Annotated in this window: 21 protein-coding genes; 7 read left to right on the forward strand and 14 right to left on the reverse strand. The window is 34.7% G+C overall.

Translation table 11 applies throughout. The features are described from left to right. Window positions 1-3: 3 nt before the first annotated feature. The 7 genes from BTR34_RS09485 to BTR34_RS09515 form a co-directional block, all read right to left on the reverse strand. The gene (locus BTR34_RS09485; RefSeq protein WP_068480660.1) at window positions 4-417 is read right to left on the reverse strand and encodes a hypothetical protein; all 414 of its coding nucleotides are present in this window, start codon (window positions 415-417) and stop codon (window positions 4-6) included. Then, window positions 407-961, reverse strand: coding sequence for an RNA polymerase sigma factor (locus BTR34_RS09490; RefSeq protein WP_068480663.1), 555 nt, complete (start codon window positions 959-961; stop codon window positions 407-409). The genes BTR34_RS09485 and BTR34_RS09490 overlap by 11 nt, the downstream gene beginning before the upstream one ends. 122 nt (window positions 962-1,083) lie before the next feature. Continuing rightward, window positions 1,084-2,775: a CRTAC1 family protein gene (locus BTR34_RS09495; protein ID WP_068480667.1), complete on the reverse strand. Its 1,692-nt coding sequence runs from the start codon at window positions 2,773-2,775 to the stop codon at window positions 1,084-1,086. Beyond that, a complete protein-coding gene (locus tag BTR34_RS09500) occupies window positions 2,765-4,126 on the reverse strand; it encodes a phosphatase PAP2 family protein (RefSeq protein ID WP_068480670.1) in 1,362 nt (453 codons plus the stop codon). The genes BTR34_RS09495 and BTR34_RS09500 overlap by 11 nt, the downstream gene beginning before the upstream one ends. A gap of 14 nt (window positions 4,127-4,140) precedes the next feature. Next, complete coding sequence (locus tag BTR34_RS09505) at window positions 4,141-7,482, reverse strand: VCBS repeat-containing protein (protein WP_068481834.1); 3,342 nt, start codon at window positions 7,480-7,482, stop codon at window positions 4,141-4,143. Between the two features lie 84 nt (window positions 7,483-7,566). Beyond that, window positions 7,567-9,444 carry a RagB/SusD family nutrient uptake outer membrane protein gene (locus BTR34_RS09510; RefSeq protein WP_068480672.1) on the reverse strand — a complete coding sequence of 626 codons (1,878 nt, stop codon included), beginning with the start codon at window positions 9,442-9,444 and terminating at the stop codon, window positions 7,567-7,569. Between the two features lie 10 nt (window positions 9,445-9,454). Continuing rightward, complete coding sequence (locus BTR34_RS09515; RefSeq protein ID WP_068480675.1) at window positions 9,455-12,676, reverse strand: SusC/RagA family TonB-linked outer membrane protein; 3,222 nt, start codon at window positions 12,674-12,676, stop codon at window positions 9,455-9,457. Window positions 12,677-12,962: 286 nt separating this feature from the next. On the opposite strand from BTR34_RS09515, the gene BTR34_RS09520 reads away from it, so the two are divergent. Both BTR34_RS09520 and BTR34_RS09525 read left to right on the forward strand, forming a co-directional pair. Next, window positions 12,963-13,979, forward strand: a complete 1,017-nt coding sequence (locus BTR34_RS09520) for a GntR family transcriptional regulator (RefSeq protein WP_068480678.1) — start codon at window positions 12,963-12,965, stop codon at window positions 13,977-13,979. A 141-nt stretch (window positions 13,980-14,120) separates the two neighbouring features. Next, complete coding sequence (locus BTR34_RS09525) at window positions 14,121-15,095, forward strand: polyprenyl synthetase family protein (RefSeq protein ID WP_068480681.1); 975 nt, start codon at window positions 14,121-14,123, stop codon at window positions 15,093-15,095. On the opposite strand, the gene BTR34_RS09530 is transcribed toward BTR34_RS09525, so the two are convergent. Both BTR34_RS09530 and BTR34_RS09535 read right to left on the reverse strand, forming a co-directional pair. Next, complete coding sequence (locus tag BTR34_RS09530) at window positions 15,092-16,234, reverse strand: lycopene cyclase family protein (protein WP_068480685.1); 1,143 nt, start codon at window positions 16,232-16,234, stop codon at window positions 15,092-15,094. The genes BTR34_RS09525 and BTR34_RS09530 overlap by 4 nt on opposite strands. Before the next feature lie 74 nt (window positions 16,235-16,308). Continuing rightward, complete coding sequence (locus BTR34_RS09535) at window positions 16,309-18,585, reverse strand: TonB-dependent receptor (protein ID WP_068480688.1); 2,277 nt, start codon at window positions 18,583-18,585, stop codon at window positions 16,309-16,311. Window positions 18,586-18,662: 77 nt separating this feature from the next. On the opposite strand from BTR34_RS09535, the gene BTR34_RS09540 reads away from it, so the two are divergent. The 4 genes from BTR34_RS09540 (at window position 18,663) to BTR34_RS09555 (ending at window position 21,220) form a co-directional block, all read left to right on the forward strand. Next, window positions 18,663-19,325 (forward strand): metal-dependent transcriptional regulator, encoded by a 663-nt coding sequence (locus BTR34_RS09540; protein WP_068480691.1) that lies wholly within the window; start codon window positions 18,663-18,665, stop codon window positions 19,323-19,325. A gap of 28 nt (window positions 19,326-19,353) precedes the next feature. Continuing rightward, window positions 19,354-20,175 (forward strand): ZIP family metal transporter, encoded by an 822-nt coding sequence (locus BTR34_RS09545; protein WP_068480693.1) that lies wholly within the window; start codon window positions 19,354-19,356, stop codon window positions 20,173-20,175. Between the two features lie 111 nt (window positions 20,176-20,286). Next, window positions 20,287-20,727: a hypothetical protein gene (locus BTR34_RS09550; RefSeq protein WP_068480696.1), complete on the forward strand. Its 441-nt coding sequence runs from the start codon at window positions 20,287-20,289 to the stop codon at window positions 20,725-20,727. Window positions 20,728-20,797: 70 nt separating this feature from the next. Continuing rightward, the gene (locus BTR34_RS09555) at window positions 20,798-21,220 is read left to right on the forward strand and encodes a DUF2141 domain-containing protein (RefSeq protein ID WP_068480699.1); all 423 of its coding nucleotides are present in this window, start codon (window positions 20,798-20,800) and stop codon (window positions 21,218-21,220) included. An 8-nt stretch (window positions 21,221-21,228) separates the two neighbouring features. Here BTR34_RS09555 and BTR34_RS09560 read toward each other — a convergent pair whose 3' ends face one another. Then, the gene (locus BTR34_RS09560; protein ID WP_197496115.1) at window positions 21,229-21,636 is read right to left on the reverse strand and encodes a TonB-dependent receptor plug domain-containing protein; all 408 of its coding nucleotides are present in this window, start codon (window positions 21,634-21,636) and stop codon (window positions 21,229-21,231) included. Window positions 21,637-21,682: 46 nt separating this feature from the next. On the opposite strand from BTR34_RS09560, the gene BTR34_RS09565 reads away from it, so the two are divergent. Continuing rightward, entirely contained in the window at window positions 21,683-22,093 is a 411-nt protein-coding gene (locus tag BTR34_RS09565) for a DUF423 domain-containing protein (protein WP_244893337.1), read from the forward strand. A gap of 1 nt (window position 22,094) precedes the next feature. On the opposite strand, the gene BTR34_RS09570 is transcribed toward BTR34_RS09565, so the two are convergent. From BTR34_RS09570 to BTR34_RS09580, 4 genes are all read right to left on the reverse strand, one after another. Beyond that, window positions 22,095-23,633 (reverse strand): carboxypeptidase-like regulatory domain-containing protein, encoded by a 1,539-nt coding sequence (locus BTR34_RS09570; protein ID WP_068480705.1) that lies wholly within the window; start codon window positions 23,631-23,633, stop codon window positions 22,095-22,097. 104 nt (window positions 23,634-23,737) lie between these two features. Continuing rightward, complete coding sequence (locus BTR34_RS18935; protein ID WP_197496116.1) at window positions 23,738-23,881, reverse strand: hypothetical protein; 144 nt, start codon at window positions 23,879-23,881, stop codon at window positions 23,738-23,740. Between the two features lie 6 nt (window positions 23,882-23,887). After that, on the reverse strand, window positions 23,888-26,074 hold the full coding sequence (feoB, locus tag BTR34_RS09575) for a ferrous iron transport protein B (protein WP_068480708.1): 2,187 nt from the start codon (window positions 26,072-26,074) through the stop codon (window positions 23,888-23,890). Continuing rightward, entirely contained in the window at window positions 26,071-26,316 is a 246-nt protein-coding gene (locus tag BTR34_RS09580) for a FeoA family protein (RefSeq protein WP_068480711.1), read from the reverse strand. The genes feoB and BTR34_RS09580 overlap by 4 nt, the downstream gene beginning before the upstream one ends. Window positions 26,317-26,339: the final 23 nt, after the last annotated feature.

The raw sequence follows: 26,339 nt of genomic DNA on the forward strand, positions 1-26,339 counted from the left end.
AATTCAACCATTGTTTGCAGACTCGTTTCTGGTTACATAATCTTTATATGCTTGCTCACCTTCATTTTTCCAGAACTCATCATAATGCTTCCATTTCGTAAAATCATTTCTCATTGGGCTGCATGGATTAAATCTGGAATGTTTCTTTTGTTTCTTATTTTTTCTTTTACTGGATCCATCGCCACCACCAAAACCAAAGATGATTTTAGATAATAGCAATATTCCCACAGCTTTCCAATAATCTAGCTCTGGTAGTCCAAATATATCGGGCATAAGCCAATTCCATAAGCGCATTACTATATAGCCTACCAAAAAAGCTATTGCTAAGCCCAATAGGATGTAAAAGAGAATTTTAAATGCCTTATACACATAAAATTGGGCGGTTTTTTCCATGTTTCTTTCCGTTTTAGATTTCATAAGTATGTTTTTTAATGTGTTGTAGTTCTATGTTTTTAAATAATATGGATAATGCTCTATGTCGTCTAGACATTAAAGTGCCTTGTGGAATACCTGTTTCTTGGGCAATTTCTTTGTAGGTGTAATTCTCAAAATCTACCGCTATTATAATATCTCTGTAAACCGGTTTTAAAGTGGAAATTGCCACTTTTAGTTTTTCTTGTATTTGCTCGGGATACTCGTTTGATGTTTCATCATAAAATATGCTTGTGAATTCTGTCCAGAGTTGTTCTAATTGTTCTTGGTCTTCAACACGTTTTTTCTTGGTGCGTAATACATCTGTAATCTTATTTTTTACAGCACTATATACAAAAACTCCTATGTTATTAATTGGTAAGGCATCTAGTGGTCTTGAAAAAATACGTAGGGCAACGTCTTGAATAATATCTTCGGCGTCACTTTCTGATGTTTGTTTAATCTTAGATTGAATATAGCGTTTTAGCGAGCCATATTCTTCTTCAAAGAAATTGTTTAGGTTGTTGTTATTTTTTTGGTTGGATGCCACTCAAGAGTTTTTCAATTGGTCTTCACTTATAAAGACGAGGAATTTAAAAGCTATTGCATTTGTGGCGAAGATATTTTAAAATTAATTGCTTTTAATAAGTTAAGTACTATAAAATCAACAGTTTATATTTTCTTTTTTATTAGAAAATAGATAAGTACAATAAGAGTTAATATGCCTAGAATGTACCAGATTTTAGATATTTCTTTTTTAGGTTGATTGATTTCAATAATTTCTAACTGTTGATTGACTTTTACATTAGTAAGAAATTGAGTGTTTCCGCCTGTCCAGTTTACAATTACGGAATCAATAGCAGTATTATCTCCCAAACCAAAGTGTGCTATTACCGAATTTTGTGATAAGTGGCTGGATCCACCACCATCAATTTCTCTTATATTTTTTTTTCCGTTGGTAACTATAGTAACACGAGACCCAATCCCATTAGATTCTGATTTTACTCCTTTTAAAGCTACTTTTAACCAATTACCATTTGCAATATCATTTCTAAAAAGTCGCGTTGTTGAAACTATTGGGTAATTTAAAATTGGCTTTTGGTTTACTACTAAAAGGTCCATATCGCCATCATTGTCCATGTCAAAAATTACAGAACCTCTACCAATCCCGTAATCATTAATGGCTAATTCTCTTCCCTTTTCAGTAAAGGTGTTGTCGTTACTTTCAAAATAGAAATTACCCATAGGTGTGCAATTCGGATTCAAATCTCCATTACATACAAACAAATCTAAATCCTCATCATGGTCAAAATCAGCAAAATTAGCTCCCCAGCTTATGGCTAAATTGTAGGTTCCCAATTCTTTGGCTTTATCAACAAATGGTTTCCTGTTGCCTTGGTTTTCCATAAGCATATTGAACTTTATGTTGGTAATATAATAATCCATCCATCCGTCACCGTTATAATCACCAACTGCAGCGCCCATGGCGTTTATTTTTAGGCCCATTCCAGATTCTTTACTTGCATCTTCAAAATGGTCGTCAGGATATTCGTTTCGGTATAGAAAATTAGGAACGGCTTTATACCCAAAATCCTGATTTACCAATAAATCTTGGTCATGATCATTGTCATAATCTGTAAATACACCACCAAAACCAAATCCTTTATGTCCTAAACCATATTCGTCATATACGTTTTCAAAATTTTTACCTTCTTTATTTTCTAGTAAATAACTTTTAGCAGTTTGGTTGGCGCTAACAATAGTTGCATCTTTTATAATTCCTAGTTTGCCCGTAAACTCTTGAAAATAATTACCAACAAACAAATCGGGATAACCATCTGCATTAAAATCACCAAAACTTGGACCTGTACTGAATGAGTTTAAGTCCTCCAAACCGTATTCTTTTGTGACATCGTTGAAAGTGGCATCTCCATTATTTAAGAAGAGTAAATTTTTAGCTCGAGGTATTACGCTTTTACCGTCGGTAGTTGTAATGGTGGTGATGAATAAATCTCTATATCCATCTTTATTAATATCAGCACTTACGACACCTTGGGTAACATAATTATTAGTTATTTCTAGCCCAGAGCCTTTAAATATATCCTTAAAGGTGCCATTGCCATTGTTTAGGTACAGTTGATCAGATTTTATTCCCCCGGTTATATAAAGATCTTCGAAACCATCATTGTTAAAATCAAAAACTGTAACACCACCGCCAAATGTTCCTTCGTACACTTCATATTGGTGGTCAATACCAGCAGCTTCTGAGACATCTGTAAAAGTTTTTTGCGCATGACTTATCCATCCATAGAAAAAAAGTAGTGTACTAAAAAATGGTATTAAAGACTTTGAGTTATTTTTCATGAGTGTTTTTCCATTCTAAGGCATAAATATTCTTGGCTATTTCTACTCCTTTTTCTAACCCTACTTCATTATCTAATTGAGTATGTATTCCGCCATAAAATCTTGAATCTGCCGTTTCTTGTGCTGCTTGCCAAAAGGTGTCAAAAGACCTAATTACAAAATCGGTTTCTTTTAATTCGTCACGTGCTCTGCCTTCATGGGCTCTATCTGTAAAAGTAAAATCTTTTCCGAAGTTATGCTCTAGTACAGTTGCTGCCGCTGCCGCTTGTATAGCATGCCCTGATGGAAATGACGGGAAAGGTGGATCAGGCCAAAATGATTCCCATTCCTCATCTATATATTTTGGTATAAAGGTATTTGGGCGTTCGGTGAAAAATTGATATTTCCATTTCCAACAATTAATAAATGCATCGGCAACAGCCATACCTACTTGCGCGTAGACCGCTGCGCATTCAATTAAATTTGAATCATGACCTTTTAACGCCAAAGTTGCAAAGTAATAAGAATGACCAGGGGGAGTAAAACTTACATCTGGGTCGTCTCCCCACCATATAGCAGCCTCTTTTTCTAGTTGGGTAAGTTCTAGATCTTTTAAATATACATTTTCGAATTGCTTGTAATATGGAGAGCCAACAGTAGTGTCATAAGGTATCATAGTTGGGTCTTCAAGACCTTTGTTCGTTGAGGCAAAGGTTCTATTTTCTCCCCAATGTGGGTGTAATGGGTGGTGGCTAAAAGATTGGGCAAATAATGGAGGTTTCCAAGCGCCAGGTCGGTCTGGATGAACCATGGCTTTGTCGAAATTTTTCAAATATCCTCTATGACCGCCATCGGTTTTAGACCAGTTAAAAATGATATTTGCAACAGATTGTCCATATGCAACCGAACGGTCTATAGTCTCTTTATCTAAATTAACTTGATATAGATTAAAAATGGCCTGTTCAAGAGAATCTATTTTTTGAATGTTTTCTTCGGATGTTTGAACGTATATATTCTTTAAAATTTCTGATTGCCCTGCATTTAATGCCAATACCCAGTTATATTCTTTTGAATCATCTACAATAGGAAGCATATCTAAACCTTTTAATTGCCCGTTCATTGATTTATACTCAGAAAAACCGGGCACTATAGATTCATACATGGTGAGACCCATATACCCAAATGCCCTAGATGCAAAAGTGGGAGAGTTAGAGGGTGTGTATCTAGTAATAAACAAGGTCATATTCGCCCATTCTAAAGCCACTTCTTTATCACTCATTTTTGGCTGCTCGGTTGTAGAACATGCTACAATAAGCAAGAGAAGTACTATGGTAGAAATTTTTATAAGTGTTTTAATTAAGGAACTAGTCATCGTTAAGTTAAGAGCTATTTTAAAAGTTTATAGGTTTTAGTAGGTGCGCCGTAACTGGTTATAATAAGTTCATTATTTATCATTACTGCATTTGTATTGCTTCCTTTTATTGAGAGTCCAGATTTTGGCTGTGATACATGTCTAAAAGTACCATCCCCAACACCTAAAAGCACTGTGCCGTAATTGGCATCAAACTTTCCTATTCTTAGTTTATAAAAATCATTGTTGCCTAAAAGTAGCAAATCTACAATACCATCATTGTTTAAATCTGAACTTAATATTTCTGAAATTGGGGAGTATTGGGCTTGAACAGGTAATGGTATGTTTTGATATTTACTACTTGCAGTGCTTATTAAAACTGTTGTTTCTTGATGGGTTACTGTTAGTTTAGTAGCTTTCTGCAATTCGGCTTCACTGAAAATATCTTTTAAAGTTGCATTGGCATATTTCTCATAACTAGTAAAACGCCTGCGCAGGCCTGAAAGTTGACCCAGTAACTCATCTCTTGTGAGGTATGGATAACTTTTGTCTTCTACATAAAAATTTAAAATAGGGTCTAAAGAGCCATTTTCATCAAAATCAGCATAATATAATTCAGCAGGGGCATCGGTACTTAGTTTAAATTGAGTATTGCTGCCAATATTACCTGCAACAATATCTGGTTTACCGTCACTATTTAGGTCGGTTACATGAAGGCCCGTCCATAATCCAGATAATGGTTCTTCCAAAAACTGATTTGTTTTTTCTATTAATTTACCATTTTTATTGAGGTAGATTAAAATAGGCATCCATTCTCCTACTACAATTAAATCTTCTTTTTTATCACCGTCCAAGTCTACCCATGTTGCGTCAGTGGTAATTCCTAAGTTTTTCAATTCTGGCTGAATAGCATTGGTCTTGTCCGTGAAATTACCTTTGCCATCATTTATTAGAATATAGCTGCTAGATGATTCAGGAAAACGACCGGGAGTAATGGATCCACCAACGAAAATATCTAAAAAGGTATCGTCGTTTACATCTGAAAAAGCAACTGAACCTGTGTTTGTTGGTATACTTGGTAGGGCAGATTCAGATTTAATAAAACTTCCTTTCCCATCACCTAAATACAATCGATCTTGTAATAAAGGGTCATTTTGGGCAAAGTTATGGTAGCCACCACTGGCAACGTACATGTCTAAGTTACCATCATTATTTACATCAAAAAGTGCGATGTCTGAATCGTAGCTTTCTTTGTCTACATCAAAACTAGCATTGACTTTTTGAGTAAATTTCTTATTGTTGGTCTGTATAAATATGGATGTTACTTGCCCAATGCCACCACCAATGACAATATCTTCTAATCCGTCATTATTGATATCTCCCTTAGCCATTGGAGGGCCGTCATGAGATAATTGTTTTAGTAAAAGAGATTGTCTTTTAAAGTCATTTATAGAAGAAGATTGGTGTTGATAGTTTAGGCCACTTTCTAACTTTGAAAACAAAACGTCCGGTTTGTTTTTTATAGAAGTTGAATATTTAGCATTTTCTTCCCCTAACACCAATAATTGATTTGCAGAAACTTGTTTTAGGGTTTCTGTTTTACCAGAATTCCAGTTTACGACTAACGAATCTATTGTCGCGTTTTTAGCCAAACCAAAATGTAAAATTGTTGATACAGTAGATAAATAGCCTTGTGTAGGCATTTGCTCTAAAACCTGTATTTGTCCGTTGGTAAATACACTAACTTTTGAGCCTATGCCATGCGTGTTTCTACTATCTCCTTTAAGTTCAATGCTTAAGTAGTTGTAATCTTGGTTATTACTATCGTTTCTATAAATAAAAGCAGGTTTATTAATGTTGTTGACCACCAAGTCTAAATCGCCGTCGTTATCTAAATCTGTATAAATAGCTCCATTGCTGTTTGCGGGTTGATTTGTGCCAGAACTATTGGTGGCGTCCGTAAAGTTAATACCGTCTTTATTGGTGTAAAAGAAGTTTGTCAAATTTGAAGCAGGCATTTTTTTTATCAATTCTAAAACATCTTGTCGTTGCAAACGCCCTTTAGTTTGAACAAAATTTTCCATGTAATTGATGAAATCTAAATTGGTATAATCTCTAAAATATCCATTTGTGATGTATAAATCTTTAAATCCGTCATTGTCAAAATCTGCAAATAGGGGAGCCCAGCTCCAATCGGTATTTGATATGCCAGCTATTTGCCCTATTTCGCTAAAAGTATCATCGCCATTATTCAATTGCATCATATTACGCATATACTGATGATGAAATCCGCTTCTTAAATTTAAATCGAATTTTTCATAATTATCAGGAGATAATAATAATTTCTGGCGTTTATTATCCTTAGGTAGCATGTCTAAAGTGAAAATATCCTGTAGTCCGTCATTATTAATATCAGCAACATTGTTCCCCATAGAAAAGTGACTTGTATGTCCCATTTGCGACCCTAGTTGGTCTGTAAATGTCCCGTTTTTGTTGTTGATATATAAATAATCTGGAATAGTATAGTCATTAGATACATAAAAATCTTGCCAGCCATCATTATTTATATCACTAATGCCTATACCAAGCCCGTAGGTCAGTGCAGAGCCGCTTAAGCCTGATTTTATGGTTACATCATTAAATACATTTTCTTTTTGTTCAAAAAGCCGTATGCCTTGTAAGGGGTCATCTTTTTTTAAAAATTCCTTGGTACTTACTTCATTTAAAACAGGGAGAGATTTAGGATTGTGATTTAATAAAAGCATATCCAAATCGCCATCTCTATCATAATCAAAAAAATACCCTTGGTTGCTAAATGCAGCACTTGCTAGCCCATATTTTTCTGCTTGTTCTTTAAAAATAGGAACGTTATTTTCATCGTTTCCTTGGTTTATAAATAGTTGGTTTTTACGTTTGGCATCGGGTAATGCTCCAGAGTAGCATAGATACAGATCTAACTTTCCATCACCGTTTACATCTGCCGAAGTTATACCTGTTTTCCAAGGACCTGATCTTCCTTCTACCTTAGCGAGTTGAGTAATGTCTTTAAATTTAAAATCGCCTTCGTTTAAATAAAATTTATTTACACCCATGTTAGAGGTGAAATATAGGTCTTGTAAGCCGTCATTATTAAAATCACCAGTGGCAACACCACCGCCGTTGTATAGGTATTCATATACTAATACATTGGCATTAAGACCTTCTTTTAAAGTATTTTGAAAACTAATATTAGTTTCAGTTTCACTTAATAGGGTAAAAAGAGGTGTATTTTCTATCGAAGATGTTGCGTTTTCTGCATTAAGATTTTTTGCCTTATTGTTACAACTTTGCATTAATAAGAATACGATAAATACAAAGGGAAATAGTTTTTTTCTCATTTGTTTAAAAGTAAAAAATCTATCCCAAAAAGGGATAGATTTTTCCATTAACTCAATTTAAAACTAACTCAAAAATAAATTTATTTAATAACCGGGATTCTGAACTAATAGTTCATTACGGTTGATTTCATCTCTGCTTATTGGCATGTAGTACATTTTGTCGTCCCAAGTTCTTGTTTCGTTATCATTGTTATCAACTACGGTGTATGTATAATCATAAACTGAAGTATCATGTTGATACGGAGATCTTGGGGTTGCACCTGCTTTTAAAGTTGCAGATACTTTCATCACTTTAATACCGCGACCTAAAGTTTGATCGGCAATCATCCATCTTCTGGCATCGTGGTATCTGTGCTCTTCATAAGCTAATTCAATTCTTCTTTCGTTTATATAGGTATTTAACAAGTCTGCACCAGAAACAGTAATTGCAGGCATACCAGCTCTAAAACGAATTTTATTCAGCCAGTTCCTAGCTTCGCCTTCATCGCCAGTTGCAATAGAAGCTTCAACGTAATTAAGAACTATTTCGGTATATCTAATAAATGGCCAAGGAACTACTTGTGCACTCGATTGATTGTCAACCACAGCTGGATCTGCATCAATAAATTTTCGAACATAATATCCTGTTCTACTACCATTCCAGTTTTCAATAGGCGAATCACGCATATCAACACCAGCTATAATACCGCCACTTCCATCAGCATAGGTTCCTGTTTGAATTTCATCAAAAGGATCAATAGCAGCAACGTCATCTGGTCTAGGTTTCCAACCCGAACCATCGTAAAGAATAGTCGCCGATAATCTAGGGTCTCTATTTTCATAAGGAGCTGCGGCATGTTCGGGATTATTCCAGTCGAAATCAGAACCATCCATCATTTGATAATCATCTACCAATTGTTGAATTGGAGTGTTGCCCGCCCAGTTATGATAACCGTTAGGGCCGTTATTTATACCTTGGTGAATTCCACCCAAAGGCCAATTACTTTCTACGGTAAATAATGGAGTATGTGTACGTTCAAATAATAATTCTGCTCTAGCAGCCGGATCACCTATAGCGCTTCCGCCACCCATAGAAATAGAAACATGGGTTTGTGTAGCTTCTTCGGCAGTTGCTGGTGCGGTTAAATCCAATTTATAACCCGTTGTTTCATCTAAAACAGCTTTCGCCGCAGCTTTCGCTGTATTCCAACGTGCAGCTCTGTCGCCAGATGTGTACGCAACTAAATCAAGATTGGAATAACTTCCTAAAACTGACGATTTAGCACTTGCCGTTGGACCGTCACGTAAGTCGCTTGCCGCATAAATCAAAACTCTTGATTTAAGACCCATAGCGCTTAACTTAGATGCTCTACCGGCGGTAATGTCTTTTCCGTCTAACAAGGAAATTGCCTGATCTAAATCAGCAACAATAAAATCTACATTTTCTGCAAAGGTACTTCTTGCTACCGAATAGTCTTCGTCCAAGCCATAAGGCGTGTCAATTAACGGCGCACCTCCATAGTATCGCATTAATTGATGATAATAATATGCTCTTAAAAAATGAGCTTCACCAAGTAAGCGATCTTTTAAAGTTTGATCATCAAACGTTGCATTTGGTAATTCTTGTATGGCAATATTTGCCTTTCTAACTGCCAAATACAACTCATTCCATTGTGGTATTATATTTACGTTACCTGTCCCCGCTGGAGAAAGTGAGCCTTCGGTAATAACGTTAATACCTCTTCCAGAGTGCGTAAACATTGCTTCGTCTGTTAGAGACGCAAGCCCTTCTTCTTCAAACCCTCCATAGCCAAGGGATGAATACACATTAAATACAAAAGCTTGTGACAATGCACCATCTGCCCAAGTGGCATCAGCCGATATGGAATCTAATGGTTGGGTTTCTAAAAAGTCTTCGTTACACGATATCGGTATTAAGGCTACCGTTAACAGACCTAAGAGTACTAATTTTCTTTTTTTCATGATTTTTTTTTTAAAATGTTAAACTAAAACCTGTATTAATAATGGTCTGTTGTGGATAAAACTGGCCACTATTACTTGTTGATTCAGGATCATAAATGTCTTGTGCTGCCCAGGTCGCCAAATTAAGACCACTCATGTATACCCTAAATGCAGATAATCCAAATTGGTCAATCATTGCTTTTGGGAAATTGTATGCTATTTGAACGTTTTTAAGCCGAATGTAATCTTTACTATATAAATTATACGTGTTGTTACCGTATGAACCACCGCTGTAATAGGTGTCACCTCTACTCGCTAATCTTGGGTGTACACTACTTGGATTGTCTGGACTCCATCTATTATCAAAGCTATATTTAAGATAATTTCCTATATCGCCCGATTCAGTTAAGATAGGTAACTTTGCTCCTGTTGCTCCTTGTAATAGCACCGATAAATCAAAATTCTTATAGGAGGCGTTAAAGGTTGCGCCAAAGTTAAAGTTTGGCACAATACTATTATCCAATCGAACCTGGTCTAAATCATTAATAGCACCATCACCATTAATGTCCTTAAATTTCATGTCTCCGGGTTCCAATTGTGGTTTTACCGCACTATAATCAAGTGTATTCGCATTTATTGCTGCCTCATCTTTGAATACTCCGTCAGATTCATAAACTAAGTATGATCCAATTGGTTTGCCTTCTTGCAATTGATAATCCGGTGCGCCAGGAATTTCATCTAAAAATACGACACTGTTTTGGGCATAACCACCATTGACACCAACATCCCATTTAAAACCATCAGCATCTCCACCATAGTAGTTAAGTGCAAATTCAAAGCCTTCGTTATCTACTTTACCAGCATTAACAGGAGGTAATAAATCTGAAATACCTGAAGAACCTGGAGTGGAACCTGTTTTTTGAATTAAAATTTGATCACGTCTGTTTAAAAAGTATTCTAAAGTAAAGCTCAGTTTTCCATTTAGGGTAATACCGTCAAGACCTACATTGAGGTTATTTGCTCGCTCCCATGTAAAACTAGGGTTCGCCAACAACGGCTCTGTAAGAGTAGTTTGTACTGCACCATCAATTGGATAACTACCAAAATCATAAATGGACAAATAGGCATATTCCTGTAATGCACCTTGAAAGAAAACTTGGTCATTACCCATTTGACCATAAGAGGCACGTAGTTTTAGGTAATCGATAGATTCAACATTGAACCAATCTTCTTTGTTGATATTCCATCCAACCAAGAATCCAGGGAAAAAACCAAAACGATCGTCACCTGGAAAAATATAAGACCCATCATATCTCCAAATAAACTCGGCTAAATACTTTTCCTTAAAATTATATTGTGCACGACCATAATATCCTAAGCGGGTTCTATTATATCCAAAACCATCAGTTTCTTGGCCTATTTCACCACCTACACCTATTTGATCAACAGCAGATGATAAGTAGTTTCTTCTAAAGGCTGATAAAAATTCGCCCTGAAAATTTTCACGGGTAACACCGGCTAGTAAATTAATTGTGTGATCATCACCTATTGTTTTATCATAATTTAGTAAACCTGTTAGGTTGGTGTTTAAAACGTTTAAGGATGCTTGAGTTAACCTTGGGTCAGTAAAGTTAGATCGGATTGCACCGCTTAAAACCGGATTTCCGGTTGCAATATAATTGGCACGATCCAATGAATACAATGTCCAAGGTGTTTGCCATAATTTTCTGCGCTGTTGGCTTTGGTCAACACCAGCCAACAGGGTTAAGGTTAAGCCTTCGACCCATGGGTTTTTAATATCAACGGAACCTGTAAATTGCAAATAATCCGTTGGTTGTTTATCATAACCCGTTGCATTGGTAGTTATAACTACAGGCTGTTGTCCATTTTCAATATCTGGCCCTGGTAAACCATTTGGCCAAACAGCTGGCTCGTTGGGTCTACCTCTCATTAACATCCTAAATATAGCACCAGCACTCTCTGTTGGGAAATTTCTATATTCTTTTCTATATCCCATCATTAATTTAGTAGAAATATAGTCGTTGACCTTTGCATCGGTATTTAACCTAAAATTATACTGCTGATAGCGGTTGGCTGAATTTTTGTAAATAGCACCTTGATCTGAATACCCAAGTGATGCGTAGTACTTAAGATCTTCACTTCCACCACTTACAGAAAGATTATGCCGTTGTTGTTCTGCCCAATCTTGAAAGGTAGCACCGAACCAATCCGTATCTGGATATAACCATGGATCCGCATTTGTTCTATGGTTATTTATTGTTTCGGGACTAAAAGCGGCGTTTACAGTTTCTGAGGTTCCAGGAATAGTATAACTGCCTGTGTTTTGAAATGCGGTATTTGCAGCGCCCCATTGACTTGCAGGAATATTACTGTTATAAATGGACAACTCGTTCATAATTGTCTGATACTCAACAGCACTTGCCATTTCAGGAACTCTTGTGGGTCTAGTAAGACCAAAATCAGCACTATATTTAATTTCCATTTTACCAGCATTGCCACTTTTTGTGGTTACAATAATGGCTCCGTTTGCAGCTCTAGCTCCATAAATAGCAGCGGAAGCATCTTTCAAAACTGAAATATTTGCGATATCATTTGAATTAATACGGCTAATGCCACCGTCCCTATCAGGAATACCGTCAATTACAACTAGTGGTTGATTGTTACCCAATGTGTTGGTACCACGAATACTAATAGTAGATTGGTCATTGCCGGGCTCACCACTGGTTTGAATGATAACTACACCTGGTAATCTACCAGCAAGGGAGTTAGATACACTAATAGCTGGTGAACTTTCAAGAACTGGACCTTGTACTGCTGTTACTGCACCTGTAACAGTCGCTTTCTTTTGAGTACCATAACCTACTACTACAACCTCTTCTAGATTAGCAACATCCTCTTCTAAAGATACGTTTATGGTGCTTTGATTGTTCACAGGAACAACAGCGGATTTAAAACCAATGTAGCTGAATCGTAAACTGGTTTTGCCTTCATTTAAGGTAATTGAGAAATTTCCGTCAAAATCGGCCTGCACCCCTCTTGTGGGGTTATTGGCATCAATGACTGAAACCCCTGGTAATGGCATGTTATCTGCAGCAGATGTTACCGTACCTGTTACTTTTACTTCTTGTGCATAGATACTCGATAAGAGTACCCCACCAAAAAATAAAATCATCGTTAAGATTGCATGATTTCTAATCATGAACAACTTAGGAAAATTAATTTGATAATTCATAAAATAGGTTCTTAATGGGTTGTTAGTTAGTTTTTGAGCACAGTATAATACATGTCTACTTAATTATTTAAGACTATGATACACTATGCTACTACTAGCAAATATATAATAAAATGTTAATTTAATAAATTTTGGCATATTAAATTTTGTATATCACAATAAAAACATCAGATAATGTTAATATGGTATTATGATTTTTTAGTGGTAATTGAGTATTTATAGGGGTTAGACTTTGATATACTTGATTAAATTGTATATTCGACATATTGTAATAGTGTTTTATTTTATGCCTGTCGTTAAAAAAGTATTAAGCTTAAAACAGTACAATAGCCTTTCAAAGCACGAACAATTGGTGCAAGGGGTTATTGAATCAATAGAAGAGGGTAAATTGACTATTGGTGACCAATTACCTTCCATTAATAATATGGTTGACGAAATTGGTTATGCTAGAAAAACCATTTTTAAAGCATATGAAGAACTTAAGAATAGAGGCTTAATTGAATCAAGACAGTTAAAAGGTTATTTCATAATTAGTCAAGAAACTAATATTACAAAAAGAATGGCCTTGCTTTTATTTGCATTTCAAAGCTATCAAGAAGAATTTTATAAGACATTTAGGAAAGAAATGGGAAAGCGATTTCAAATAGATGTGTTTTTTCACCATAATAACTTAACCATTTTTGAGACTATTCTTACCAATATAAACGGTAAGTATGGAATGTATATAATAGCACCCATTCAAGACCCAAGTGTTGTACCGATGCTTCAAAGTATTGAGCCTAAAAAATTATTATTGGTTGATAGGTATTTAGATTTAGGAAAGCCATTTTCTTATATCGCTCAAGAATTTGAGAATGTAATTTATAATTCCTTGGTAAAGCTGCTTCCTGAAATTAGAAAATACAATAAAATTATTTTATTCTTTAATGAAGAAAGTGACTATTCTCCAATTTCCATAAAACATGCGTACGAAAGATTTTTAAAGGAGTATGCAATTAATGGCACAGTTAAAAAAAATTATTCACTTGGTGCTGCCGATAAGGGAAATCTCTATTTTATATTAGGGGATACCATTTTATGGCAGGTTCTTAGAGATTGTGTTCGGAAAAAGTACAAAATTGGAGAGGATATTGGGATTCTTTCGCAGAATGATAATGTAGCAAAAGAGATTGTATTTGGGGGCATTACAACTATTTCAACAGATTTTATCGAAATGGCCAAAATGGCAGCTGAACATTTAAAGAAGGAGAAAACAACGCAAGTTATTATGCCATCAAGGTTGATTAAACGTAATTCTCTATAAATCGTTTTAAACTTTTCTAATAGATTTCAAATTTTCCACCTAACCTTATGTCGATGCTAACTTTAGATTATTGGCTCATCAAAGGTTAATACGAGTTTAATGCAAACTTTATTTATTCTATTTTTGAAGAAAATTGCATGAATGCATTCAATAACTGAATATCGAGAGGAGTTTATTAAGTATTTAAACTCAAAACAAATTACAAAAGAACCAAGAAATCTCTATGAACCAATTACCTATATTCTTGGTTTAGGTGGTAAACGCTTAAGACCTGTTCTTGTTTTAATGACAGCAGAGATCTTTGATGTAGATTTTAGTAAAGCATTAAATGCTGCTACCGCAATAGAAATATTTCATAACTTTTCTTTGGTGCATGATGATATTATGGATGACGCGCCTGTACGTAGAGGTAAAACTACCGTGCATGAAAAATGGGATATAAATACGGGTATTTTATCTGGGGATGCTATGCTAATAATGGCATATCAACTTTTTGAGAATTATGAACCTACTGTATTTCGTGATTTGGCCAAACTTTTTAGTAAAACAGCATTAGAAGTTTGTGAAGGACAACAGTACGATGTGGATTTTGAAACTCGTGATGATGTAATGCTGCCAGAGTATTTAAAAATGATTGAATGTAAAACAGCAGTGTTAGTCGCTGCAGCTTTAAAAATGGGGGCTATTGTTGCAGGAGCCTCCGAAGCTTCGCAAGATCAGATGTATGCATTTGGATTAAACCTAGGCATTGCTTTTCAGTTACAAGACGATTATTTAGATGTTTTCGGTGACCCTAAAACGTTCGGTAAGCAAGTTGGTGGAGATATTATCGAAAATAAAAAAACATATTTGTATTTAAAAGCAATGAATTCTGACTCTGTGGTAATAACTAAAGAGTTGGAACATTTATATTCAATACAGCCCAAAGAATCTGAAACCAAAGTAAACGCAGTTCGTTCTATTTTTATAAAAACAAAAGCAGATATTGCAACGCAAAATGCCATTGAAGACTATACTACAAAAGCCTTTAATGTGCTTTTAGAAATGGATATTGAGCAAAGCAAGAAAGATTTGTTAAGGCAATTTGGTGAAAATTTAATGAACAGAAAGGTTTAAAATATTCTTTTAAAAAGAGCCTTTATAAATGGAAGTTTTGGGCATGAATTTATATAAGTAATGTCTTCTTTAAGATTTGTTTCTTCATCTAGAAATTTAAATACTTTTTGCGGTTTTAAGGATTTGAAAATTGATTCAAAAATTAGATGTCCATTGGCATTGTTTTTACTTAAAACATCGAGAAACAGCATATCATAAAACCTAAACTTATTTTTAAGTTTTAGCCTCTGTAATGGTTTTCCTTGTTTAATTAATTCTACTAGCTGCGGAATTTTTTTTGTAGTACTCATTAGTGTGTATCCTGTGCTAGGTTTAGCCCATCCGCCAGCAGTGCCAATATATCTTATTCTATTGGTATGGTGTTCTCTAAAATCATATGCGGTCATGGGTATACTACCAGCTTCTTTTTCTATTATTTCATAAGAATTACATTTATACCTTTCTAATATGTATTCTTTAATTGCATGCTCATATTCCTCTTTGGGTAATCTGTTTTTTGAGAATAAGGTATATTCTATTAAAGCAGTATCAGTACTATATGGCAGTACATACATAAAGCGTGTATTTTCTTTTTGTGGAATTGAAAAATCCATATATGTTACCTCAGAAGCATTGAAGACAGGCCTATCTGTTTTTATTTCCCAACCCACAAAATGTTGTTGTAAAACCGGATATTTTTTTTGCCGGGTAGCCATCTTATAATCAAAAAGGCTAGAGAAGATATATGTTCCTGTAAATTGGTGATGTTGGGTTACTACAACGACTTCAGTGCTGGTTTCCTTAAGTTCAAGAACTTCATCATGTATAAAAGTAATGTTTGTATATTCCTTAAGATTACCTAAATAGTAATTGTAAAAATCAATTCCCTTTATCATTTTATAGGAGTAAGGAGCAATTGCATTTCTTTTCGAAAATTGAGCTCCTTCAAAATGAAGCATATCCCATTTTTTATATAGGATAGCATCGAATTTACCATTTCCTTTTTCCCAAAAACACCAAGTACGATCATTTGTGTTTTTAGCGTCTTTGTCAAGAATAAGAATCTTTTTATCTATAAAAAAAGTATCTTTTCCCATAGCATCTGCTAATAATAGACCAGATGCGCCAGCGCCAATAATAATGTAATCGTACGTATTCATGATTTTTTGAAGGTATTTGTGAAGTAGATTTCCTTCTGTTATCAAAAATACGAAATTACGTTAGTTTATTTTCGTTAATTTAAGGTGTACCGTAAGCCTAAAAATGACTTAATGCCTTGGTTAGGTCCATATACATAAGATGGGTCGAAAGTAAGTGCGTTGGGGTTGTTTGGTGTTGCAACTGCATTGCCGTTGCTGTCAAAAGCTACTTCTTTGTCAAAAGGGTCATTTGCGCGGGCTATAATAAAAGGATTTCCATTGTTGGGTGTCCAGTTTAATAGGTTTTTGACACCCGCATATATTTCAAGATTCTTTATGGCATTATAAGAAAACTGAATATTTTGAATGCTCCAAGTTGGAGAAGAATCTCTTCTTGGGTCACTATCCCCTAGTGTAGGTAGTCGCATTGGCCCATAAAGATTTCCAGTGTAATCTATAGTTAGATTCCAAGGTCTAACGGAATATGTTAATCCCCAATTGGCGGAATAACTTTCTGTAAGTATTTGTCGTTTTGTTACGCCGTCTTCCGTATTGCTGACATCTTGTAAAGTGCCACCTATCATTAGTTTAAGACTATTAGGAAAAACAATATCCATATTGGCACTTACACCTTGCGAAATAGATTTTCCGTTTAAATTGTCATAAATAATTTGATTCGGATTTGTATCGTAATCCGGTAGTATCACATTTTGAAAATTGGTGTAAAACATAGAGGCATCTAAGGTTACAAAAGTACCATTGTCGCCATATATTTTTTTAAGGTAGTTTACGTTAATATTGAAAGAACGTTCTGGTTTCAATTCCTCGGTAATTATCACATCTCGTGAGCCTGTTAATGCAGCATGTTCTTCTGTAAATAAATTAACTACTCTAAAACCAGTACCTGCATTTAAGCGTAGAATATCATTGTCAGTAAATTTAAAACGGTACGCGCCTCTTGGTGTAAAAATAGAACCATGTCTGCTGTCATAATCATAACGAGCGCCCATAAGTAGCGAGTGCTTTTTATTGAATGCTATTTCATCTTGTAAAAAAATACTAGGGATAACGACTTCATCTGGTTTGTTCCCGTTACTATCTGCTGTGGCGGTGGTGTTGTCGTCGTAATAATTGTAACGCAATGCAGTGCCCGCTAATAGACTATGCTTGCCCAACGTTTTATCCCATGTTATTTGTGTAAAACCAATTCGTTGGTCAGCTAAGTAAGGAACATTACCATAAACCGAATTTTGACTATGGTCATTATAAGAGAAAGAAAGCATTAATTGTTCTTCCACAGGAAGCTGATATTTCCCTAAAACTTCCCATCTACGGGTGTAAATACTTTCGCCATAAACGTCATCCCCACCTCTAAATTCTGGTGTCCATTGTAATTCTCCTCCCCATCGGTCTTCATAGAAGTAGCGACCAGCAAGTGAAAATATACGAGCGTTTTTACGTGTAAAACTCCATTTTTGGAATACAGAAATACGGTCTTGTAAAGTAAGGTCGGTAAAATTATCTCGGTTATTATCTATGGGATTGTCGTATTTAAAGTAGTTAAGTCCTAATAAAACGTTTGCTTTTTTGCCCATATTAAATTTGGTGCCTAAGTCTAGATTATACTCGCCCCAATCCGTAATAAAACTATCTCCTGAAAATTTAGGCGCAGTAAGGTTATTTTTGGTGATGATATTTATTAATCCGCCTACAGCTTCACTTCCATATAACGTAGAGGCCGGACCTTTTACAATTTCAATTTGTTCAATAAGAGAATTTGGTATACCAGATAAGCCATAAACGGTTCCCAAACCACTAACAATAGGCATACCGTCAATTAAAACTAAAGTATAGGGTCCTTCTAAACCGTTAATATGAATATCACCTGTGTTGCATACATTGCAATTTATTTGCGGGCGAACACCGTTTACATTCTGTAACGCTTCAAAAATACTTGCGGTAGGGTTTTTCTTGAAAAAGGTAGGTTTGTATACCTCTACTGGAACAGGACTTTCTAGTCTGCTTACAGGTTTCAGTGTTCCAGTAACTACCATCTCATCTAAAGATTCTGTAGCAGGTTTTAGGTCTATGTCTATAGTCTGATTTTGACCTTCCTTAATCGTAATTGTTCTATAATATTTTTCGAATCCTATGGTAGACGCAATAAGTGTGTATTTACCTGGTGAAAGGTTTTTTAACTCATACTGCCCAATCTCATTAGATGCAGTACCTATTTCGGTACCCTTTAAAAAAATATTTACGTAGGCTTCTGGTAGTCCATTCGATGAAATCGTGCCTGTAGTGGTCGAATTTTGAGCACTTATAATTCCAACACTAAAAATAGATAAGGCAAAAAATAATATTTTAAACATCTAAAATTATATTTAGACAAAACTAAAAAATTGTTTTTACGTATAAAAATGTATTTTTGTGTTTATATTGATTTAGAATGACTTTATCGGAAGAAGATTATATTAAAGCTATTTATCATTTAAGCGAGTTTAATAGCAAACTTGTTGCTACAAATGCTATAGCGGAACAGATGAAAACCAAACCATCATCAGTTACCGATATGGTAAAGAAACTGTCCGAGAAATCTTTGGTTCATTATAAAAAATATCAAGGTGTTTCACTCTCAGAAAAAGGAAGGTTAGTAGCCTTATCCATTATTAGAAAACATAGGCTTTGGGAAGTTTTTTTGGTGGATAAATTAAATTTTTCTTGGGATGAGGTTCACGTGGTTGCTGAGCAGTTAGAGCATATAAAGAGCGATGCCTTAATTGATAAGTTAGATGCCCATTTAGGGTTTCCTAAGGTGGACCCACATGGTGACCCAATTCCCAATAAAGACGGTGTATTCAGCAAGTCTGTTAAAAAATTAATTAGTGAGTTGCCTGTCGGTGGCCAAGGTGTATGTGTTGGGGTAAATGATTCATCGGCAGCATTTTTGAAATTTTTGGATAAAAATAAAATCGCACTGGGCGACACATTTAAAATACTTGAAAGAGAAGAATTTGATGGTTCGGTTACTATTTCAACAAGGGCTGGGTCTATTCGTATTTCTAAACAAATAGCATCAAATTTATTTTTAGAGATAGTTGATGAAGAGTAACGTTTTAAACAATTAATAGTATCGTTTTATGGACCAAATAATTAGTTATTTCGAATCAATAGACCCCGTATTAGCGGCTTTCTATGCTACCTTATTTACATGGGGACTTACGGCGGCAGGTGCGTCATTGGTTTTTTTGTTTAAAACATTAAATCGCGCTGTTTTAGATGGGATGCTTGGTTTTACAGGAGGGGTAATGGTAGCGGCAAGTTTTTGGAGTTTGTTGGCACCTGGTATTGAAATGAGTCCTGGGGACGGATTCGTAAAAGTGATACCTGCGGCAATCGGGTTTTTCTTTGGTGCAATGTTCATTTTTGGATTGGACAAAGTACTTCCTCATTTACATATTAATTTTAAAGAAAGTGAGGCCGAAGGGGTTAAAACGCCTTGGCGTAGAACCACCTTGCTAACATTGGCAATTACAATGCATAATATACCCGAAGGTTTAGCAGTTGGTGTTCTGTTTGGCGGCGTTGCAGCTGGATTTGATGGCGCATCTATTGGTGGGGCGGTTGCCTTGGCTTTAGGTATTGGATTACAGAATTTCCCAGAAGGCTTTGCCGTGGCCATGCCATTACGTAGACATGGGTTAAGTAGAACTAAAAGTTTTATGTATGGTCAAGCATCTGCAATAGTAGAGCCAATAGCAGCTGTTTTAGGGGCATGGGCGGTAATGACTTTTCAGCCTATTTTACCTTATGCACTTTCTTTTGCAGCAGGAGCAATGATTTTTGTAGTTGTAGAAGAGGTAATACCAGAAACTCAACAAGACAAATATACCGATATTGCTACTATGGGCTTTATTGGTGGGTTTATTATAATGATGACCTTAGATGTAGGTTTAGGATAGGACATAGTCTCTTCTAAATGAAATAAGACTGTTTTTTAATGTAACGGTAATTTAATACCACTTTTACCGTTTAAGACAATAGTGGTATAAACGTGATATTTATAGTTATTTATGCAGTTTACTAAGAAAAATTGGGTTTGGACAATTACGTTAATCTTAACTGTAGTTCTCTGCACATATGTGCTTATACTTCACTTTAAAAATTGGGTAAGTAGTGATGCTGATAGTTTAAAATTACGATCCGGATTTTATGCTATTGAGATCCCATTTAACCAATTAGATAGCGTTGTATTTGTTGAACGACTGCCACCTATGGAACGTTTGCATGGTTTCTCTGCAATGGATATGGAAAAAGGTATTTTTAGACAGTTTAAAGATTCGTTGACCGAAAAAAAAGTGTATGTATTTGTGGATAACATTAATCAACAAAAAGTTAAGTTGGTATACAAAGACTCCTGCTTGGTATTTTTTAACTTAAAAGATTCTGTAGAAACTCTTCGGTTAGTAGATAAGATTTCTTCAAAAATAAACGTATCAACAGCACCTAATTAATCTTTTATAAGGTTGCTTTAAATTATGGCATTACTATTGAATATGACTTTAAAATAGAATTAGTGAGGGTATGATAAATAGAAATTTCTTTTTGTTATTAATTTTAGCCATGCTATCAAATGCAATAAGCGCTCAGCATAATCTTAGCCTTACTATTGATGGAGTTCCTTCGGATAAAGGAACTATTTGTTATGCCGTTTATACTACCGAAAACTCCTTTTTAAACTTTGATAAAGTTTATAAATCGGGTTCGGAGAAGGCGGTAAAAGGGAGTACTGCTTTTAGTATTTCTAATTTACCAGATGGGGATTACGCCATTGCTATTTTTCATGATGAAAATGGCAACCAAAACCTTGATACAAATATGTTTGGCATTCCAAAAGAACAAGTGGCTTTTTCAAAAGGGAAGATGAAAATGTTTGGCCCACCAAAATTTGGTGAATGTGTTTTTAGCTTTAATACTTCTATGGAAATGAATATTAGTTTAAACTAATTGAACTACTAATAGCTGGTAATTTTTATTACACCGTTAGAGCCTTGCGTTCCATAGACCGCAGCATCTGCACCGGTTAAAATGATAATTTTTTTGACATTATAATTTTCAATTAGTTCATTTATAGAATTAAATGAATTACCGATAACTTGATTGTTTAGAACATATAATGGTTCTTGATTGCCTACTGACCCAAATGAATTTGATGATTTGTTAATAACGGGTAAATTGTTATATAATACCACTCCGGGCAATTGAGTTATGCGCTGTATTAAAGTAATATTTGCCCTGTTTTTATCTTTAAGTTCATTGTTCAATGAAGATGTAGTTTTAGTAGAATTACTAGTGTTTTTAGATACTCCACAACTACTTAAAAAGAAGACTGCTGCGAACCACATTAATATATAATTTTTCATTTTTCTGAGATAACCGTTACCGAAATTTATAAAATATATTTGATGCATGTATCTTTACTACAAAAACAATATGGTTTTAGTAGCACAGTTAGTAGGTACATTATTAGGGTTATTAGCGGTTATTTTTGGAGCTTTTGGTGCGCATTTGTTGAAAAAAACATTTACGGTAGACCAATTGAACAGTTTTGAAACTGGAGTTAAATACCAAATGTATCATGCATTATTAATTATAATGCTAAGTTTTAATCTCAACCTTGAAACTGATTTAGAGAAAGCTATAATTTATTGTTTTATTATTGGAATTCTATTATTTTGTTTCAGTATTTATGGTCTATGCATCTCTGCATCCAAAGGAAATAAAATAAAAATATTAGGTCCAATAACGCCAATAGGAGGACTTTTTTTGGTATTTGGATGGAGCCTGCTGCTTTACCACTTTGTCAAGAATTTAATATAATCTACTCAGTGGAAGCCGATGTAAATTCTTTAATTGCGGTATTAGGTTCCATAATAGCATAACCTTCCCAAAATGTTGGATCGTATTTAGGCATATATGTGGGGGATATGGTGTTGTTTTCAGTAAACCCATCATAGGAAGCCTGACTAATTTGTTCAGCCTCAAAAACGATCATTTCATTTTTAACAACATTAATAAACACGAAATCTATATCACCGGATAATTCGTTTTGTTTATTTCTACCTTTAACTATTTTGTTTTTTTCAATTATTTTTAAAGGTCTCCTTAGTCCAATTCTTGTACCCGTTTCTGATTCTAAGTAACGTAACCCATAAGAGCCATTAGGACTCTTGCCATAAATAATTTTACCTTTAGAAAGATACTTATTGGCTGAAATGCCGAGTAAATTAAATTTTTTAACAGGTTTAATATTGGTATAATCTACTTGAAGTATGGCAAAATCATCAGAATTTATGTATAAAGTACCCTCATAGTCAGCAGAGCCGCTAGGCTTAAAACTTAGTACATATACAGCATCGTTTCCTAAATAGGTAAATTCGTTTAGGGTAAAGTTGTACTTTCTAGATTTAATAATAAAGTTAAGGTCAGTATCTTCTTGAGTTGGTAAACCACTTAAAATAGAACTCAAATTCCCTTTTTTCCAATTTGCATAGTTCTTTTGCTCTTCTTCTTTGTTTTTCTTTTTCTCCTCAAGCTCCTTATTTACTGCAGCTACATCTGTAGAGTCAACCTCTTCTTCAAAAAGCTGGCTAACTTCATCGGAATCTATTTTAGTGCCGAATAAGCCTGATTTTATTTTAAAATACGAACCTGGTTTTACGTTGTCTTTTAAAATTTCATTAAATTTTTCTTCTAGTTTTTCGGCATCTAAATCTTTGCTTTTGTCAAATAGTTTAGAAGCCTTTAATAGATCTAGTTTTTGTGTTTCCTTGGTATAATTGCCATATAAGTCACCAACAATTTCAGAGTAATAGCTATTGTCTTTAGGAACTGTGGAAATAACGCTATCTAAAAATTGTTGGTTTAAAACGTCAATTGAAGATTTTTTAACTTTAAAGTCACTTTTCGTCCAGCGGTCAAAACTAGATTCTCTATGAAAAAGTCTCTTTTTAGTTAGGTCGTTAGTGTAATTTTTTTCAAGATTATCCTCAACCAGGTCCATAATTTCATCAGCAGTGTAATTCTTATTAGAAACAATTACTTCTTTTAATTCAATAGCTTTAGGAGTAAGTAATATTTTGTTTGTGGTGAATTCGGCTATAGGTTTAGATAGCGTTTCATAACCCATTGAAGATATTGTTAAGGAGTCAGTATCTTGGATAGTCTCATTTAAAACAAAATTGAAATTACCATCTTCATTGGTTATAACGCCTTTTTCTTTTAGCTGAACCGTCGCGTAGGGGATAGGTTGCTGGCTTACGCTATCAATTACAAAGGCACTTAAACTTTGGGCATTTGCGGTAAATAGAGTGAAAATTAGAAATAAAAAAAAGGCCGGAATAGGTAATTTTATAGTCATACGTTCGATTATTCTAACGCAATCTAGACGAACCTAGGAGAGAAACGTTACAATTTTAGAAATTGTTAAGAGTCATTTAATTCTAATTTAACTAATTGAAGTATTTAGTGGCAGCCACAATCATTTGGGCCACAGGATTTTGAATTGCTTTTTTTTCCTGCCCAAATAGATTTTGGAAGTAAAAATTTGTTCACTAAATAACCAACAGAAATAGCCAAAGTAATGTAAACTAAGATGTGTTGTATCATGTGTTTTTATTTTAATAGTTGATAAGCAATTAAAGCTACAATGTAAGCAAAAAGGCTCATAAATACGAGCTGACCGGCTGGCCATTTCCAAGAATTGGTCTCTCTTTTTACTACTGCCAAAGTACTCATACATTGCATGGCAAATGCGTAGAACAACAGTAATGAAATGCCCGAAGCCAAATTAAACAATGGTTTTTTAGTTCTAGGGTTGACTTCTGCGGCCATTCTATTTTTTATAGTTTCCTCTTCGTCATTACCAACACTATAAATGGTAGCAAGCGTGCCTACGAAGACTTCCCTGGCTGCAAAAGAAGTAAGAACGGCTATGCCAATCTTCCAGTCGTAACCTAATGGTCTTACAATAGGTTCTATTGCTTTTCCCATATAACCCATATACGAATGCTCTAGTTTGTAGCCTGCAATCTCTTGAGCTAAAGCACGTTCCTCAAGTTCATTTTTTTGATTAGTACCACTTACGTCGTTTAAATCAATTCCATCTTGGTGGTTGTCAAAATAAATTTCGCTACTTGTACTAAAACCTTCTTCTTTTACTCTATTTGTTACAATAGTTTCTGCATTTTTAAACTCATCAGAAAATCCGTTGGAGCCTAAAAACCAAAGTATTATTGAGATGGCAAGTATTATTTTACCAGCTCCAAAAACAAAACTTTTAGTCTTTTCAATAACGGTATACCCTACATTTTTAAGCAATGGTAATTTATAATTGGGCATTTCTACTACAAAGAAAGATTTGCTCTTAATGTTAAGAATTTTATTTAAAATAACGGCCGATAATATGGCTGCTCCAAAGCCCATTAAATATAAGGACATTAAGGTTAAAGCTTTATAACTTAAACCAAGGAAGTTTCCCTCTGGAATTACCAGTGCAATTATTATTAAATAGACCGGTAAACGTGCCGAGCAGGTAGTAAATGGTGTTACTAAAATAGTAATTAGTCTTTCCTTCCAGTTTTCTATTGTTCTAGTAGCCATAACTGCAGGTATTGCACATGCGGTACCAGAAATTAAGGGTACAACACTTTTTCCACTTAGGCCAAAGGGGCGCATAATTCTATCCATTAAGAATACAACCCTACTCATATAGCCCGTTTCTTCAAGTAGTGCTATAAATAAAAATAAGAATGCAATCTGAGGAATAAAAATTACAATACCACCTATACCAGCTAAAATACCTTCCGCAATAAGATTGGTAAATACACCAGGTGGTAAGGTGTCTTTTACCCATTCTGTAGCTGAGGCAAAAAAGCCATCTATTAAATCCATTGGGTATTCGCTCCAGCCATAAATAGCTTGAAAAATGGTTAATAGAATTAGAAAAAATATAACGTAACCAAAGACTTTATGGGTCAAAACCTTATCTAAAGTTGCTCTAAAACCTTTTGCAGCATTAACGTCAATCTTATAGGTTTCTTTTAAAATACCATTGATAAATTGGTACCTTAAAATCGTCTCTTTTTGCTGTAGGCGTTTTAGTTCTGATTTTGATTTTGTTGCAAATGAAGATGTGTCTTTAATTAGCTTTTTTTCAAGAGGCATAAAATTCACATCTTGGGTAATTACCAACCAAAGTTTGTAAATATCTTCTTTCGGGAATGTCTCCCGTAGCTTTTCAAAATAATCAGGGGCAATTACAGAAATATCAACGTTTTGAGCATTAGATAAATTTTTGTAATCGGCAATAAGCTCTCTTAACCTTTCAATACCTGTTGCTTTACGAGTGCTAACTAAAGCTATTTTAGAATTAAGTTTCTTTTCTAGTAAATCTATATCTATCGTAATCCCTTTACGAGACATACGGTCAGCCATGTTAATCACTAAAATAGCTGGTATTTTTAAGTCTTTTATTTGAGTGAAAAGGAGTAGGTTTCGTTTTAAATTTTCGACATCGGAAACCACAACGGCAACATCTGGGTGATTCTTGTCATTTTTGTTTAATAATAATTCTACGGCAACACTTTCGTCTAACGACGTTGTATTTAAACTATACGTACCTGGTAAATCTAGAATGTGTGCCTTTACCCCCCTAGGTAATTTGCAGATACCTTCTTTTTTTTCAACAGTAATACCCGGGTAGTTACCCACTTTTTGATTAAGTCCTGTGAGTTGGTTAAAAACAGATGTTTTTCCGGTATTTGGATTGCCAATAAGGGCTACATTAATTTGCTTGCTCATATAACCACATTGTCTTCAATGATATCTAACGCTATATGAAGTGCCATTTCTCTTCTAATGGCAATATGTGAACCATTTACATTAATATAAATAGGGTCTTTTAATGGTGCTACTTGTATCAATTCTACTTCATTGCCTGGCAAACAACCTAATTCTAGTAACTTTATTGGCAATAAGCCTTCAGTGAATTCCTTTATAATTCCCTTTTGACCTCTCTTTAAGTGTGCAATGGTAGTTTCCAATCTTTATTTAGATTCATTATAAG

It is taken from the genome of Maribacter hydrothermalis (genome assembly GCF_001913155.1).
GTDB lineage: Bacteria > Bacteroidota > Bacteroidia > Flavobacteriales > Flavobacteriaceae > Maribacter > Maribacter hydrothermalis.

What these genes read in the sequence shown, in the direction of transcription:
- BTR34_RS09515 (WP_068480675.1), bottom strand. Translation starts at nt 12,676, where the DNA reads ATGAATTATCAAATTAATTTTCCTAAGTTGTTCATGATTAGAAATCAT.
- BTR34_RS09550 (WP_068480696.1), top strand. Translation starts at nt 20,287, where the DNA reads ATGCAGTTTACTAAGAAAAATTGGGTTTGGACAATTACGTTAATCTTA.
- BTR34_RS09510 (WP_068480672.1), bottom strand. Translation starts at nt 9,444, where the DNA reads ATGAAAAAAAGAAAATTAGTACTCTTAGGTCTGTTAACGGTAGCCTTA.
- BTR34_RS09540 (WP_068480691.1), top strand. Translation starts at nt 18,663, where the DNA reads ATGACTTTATCGGAAGAAGATTATATTAAAGCTATTTATCATTTAAGC.
- BTR34_RS09545 (WP_068480693.1), top strand. Translation starts at nt 19,354, where the DNA reads ATGGACCAAATAATTAGTTATTTCGAATCAATAGACCCCGTATTAGCG.
- BTR34_RS09560 (WP_197496115.1), bottom strand. Translation starts at nt 21,636, where the DNA reads ATGAAAAATTATATATTAATGTGGTTCGCAGCAGTCTTCTTTTTAAGT.
- BTR34_RS09535 (WP_068480688.1), bottom strand. Translation starts at nt 18,585, where the DNA reads ATGTTTAAAATATTATTTTTTGCCTTATCTATTTTTAGTGTTGGAATT.
- BTR34_RS09495 (WP_068480667.1), bottom strand. Translation starts at nt 2,775, where the DNA reads ATGAAAAATAACTCAAAGTCTTTAATACCATTTTTTAGTACACTACTT.
- BTR34_RS09520 (WP_068480678.1), top strand. Translation starts at nt 12,963, where the DNA reads ATGCCTGTCGTTAAAAAAGTATTAAGCTTAAAACAGTACAATAGCCTT.
- BTR34_RS09555 (WP_068480699.1), top strand. Translation starts at nt 20,798, where the DNA reads ATGATAAATAGAAATTTCTTTTTGTTATTAATTTTAGCCATGCTATCA.
- BTR34_RS09500 (WP_068480670.1), bottom strand. Translation starts at nt 4,126, where the DNA reads ATGACTAGTTCCTTAATTAAAACACTTATAAAAATTTCTACCATAGTA.
- feoB (WP_068480708.1), bottom strand. Translation starts at nt 26,074, where the DNA reads ATGAGCAAGCAAATTAATGTAGCCCTTATTGGCAATCCAAATACCGGA.
- BTR34_RS18935 (WP_197496116.1), bottom strand. Translation starts at nt 23,881, where the DNA reads ATGATACAACACATCTTAGTTTACATTACTTTGGCTATTTCTGTTGGT.
- BTR34_RS09565 (WP_244893337.1), top strand. Translation starts at nt 21,683, where the DNA reads ATGTATCTTTACTACAAAAACAATATGGTTTTAGTAGCACAGTTAGTA.
- BTR34_RS09505 (WP_068481834.1), bottom strand. Translation starts at nt 7,482, where the DNA reads ATGAGAAAAAAACTATTTCCCTTTGTATTTATCGTATTCTTATTAATG.
- BTR34_RS09525 (WP_068480681.1), top strand. Translation starts at nt 14,121, where the DNA reads ATGCATTCAATAACTGAATATCGAGAGGAGTTTATTAAGTATTTAAAC.
- BTR34_RS09485 (WP_068480660.1), bottom strand. Translation starts at nt 417, where the DNA reads ATGAAATCTAAAACGGAAAGAAACATGGAAAAAACCGCCCAATTTTAT.
- BTR34_RS09530 (WP_068480685.1), bottom strand. Translation starts at nt 16,234, where the DNA reads ATGAATACGTACGATTACATTATTATTGGCGCTGGCGCATCTGGTCTA.
- BTR34_RS09570 (WP_068480705.1), bottom strand. Translation starts at nt 23,633, where the DNA reads ATGACTATAAAATTACCTATTCCGGCCTTTTTTTTATTTCTAATTTTC.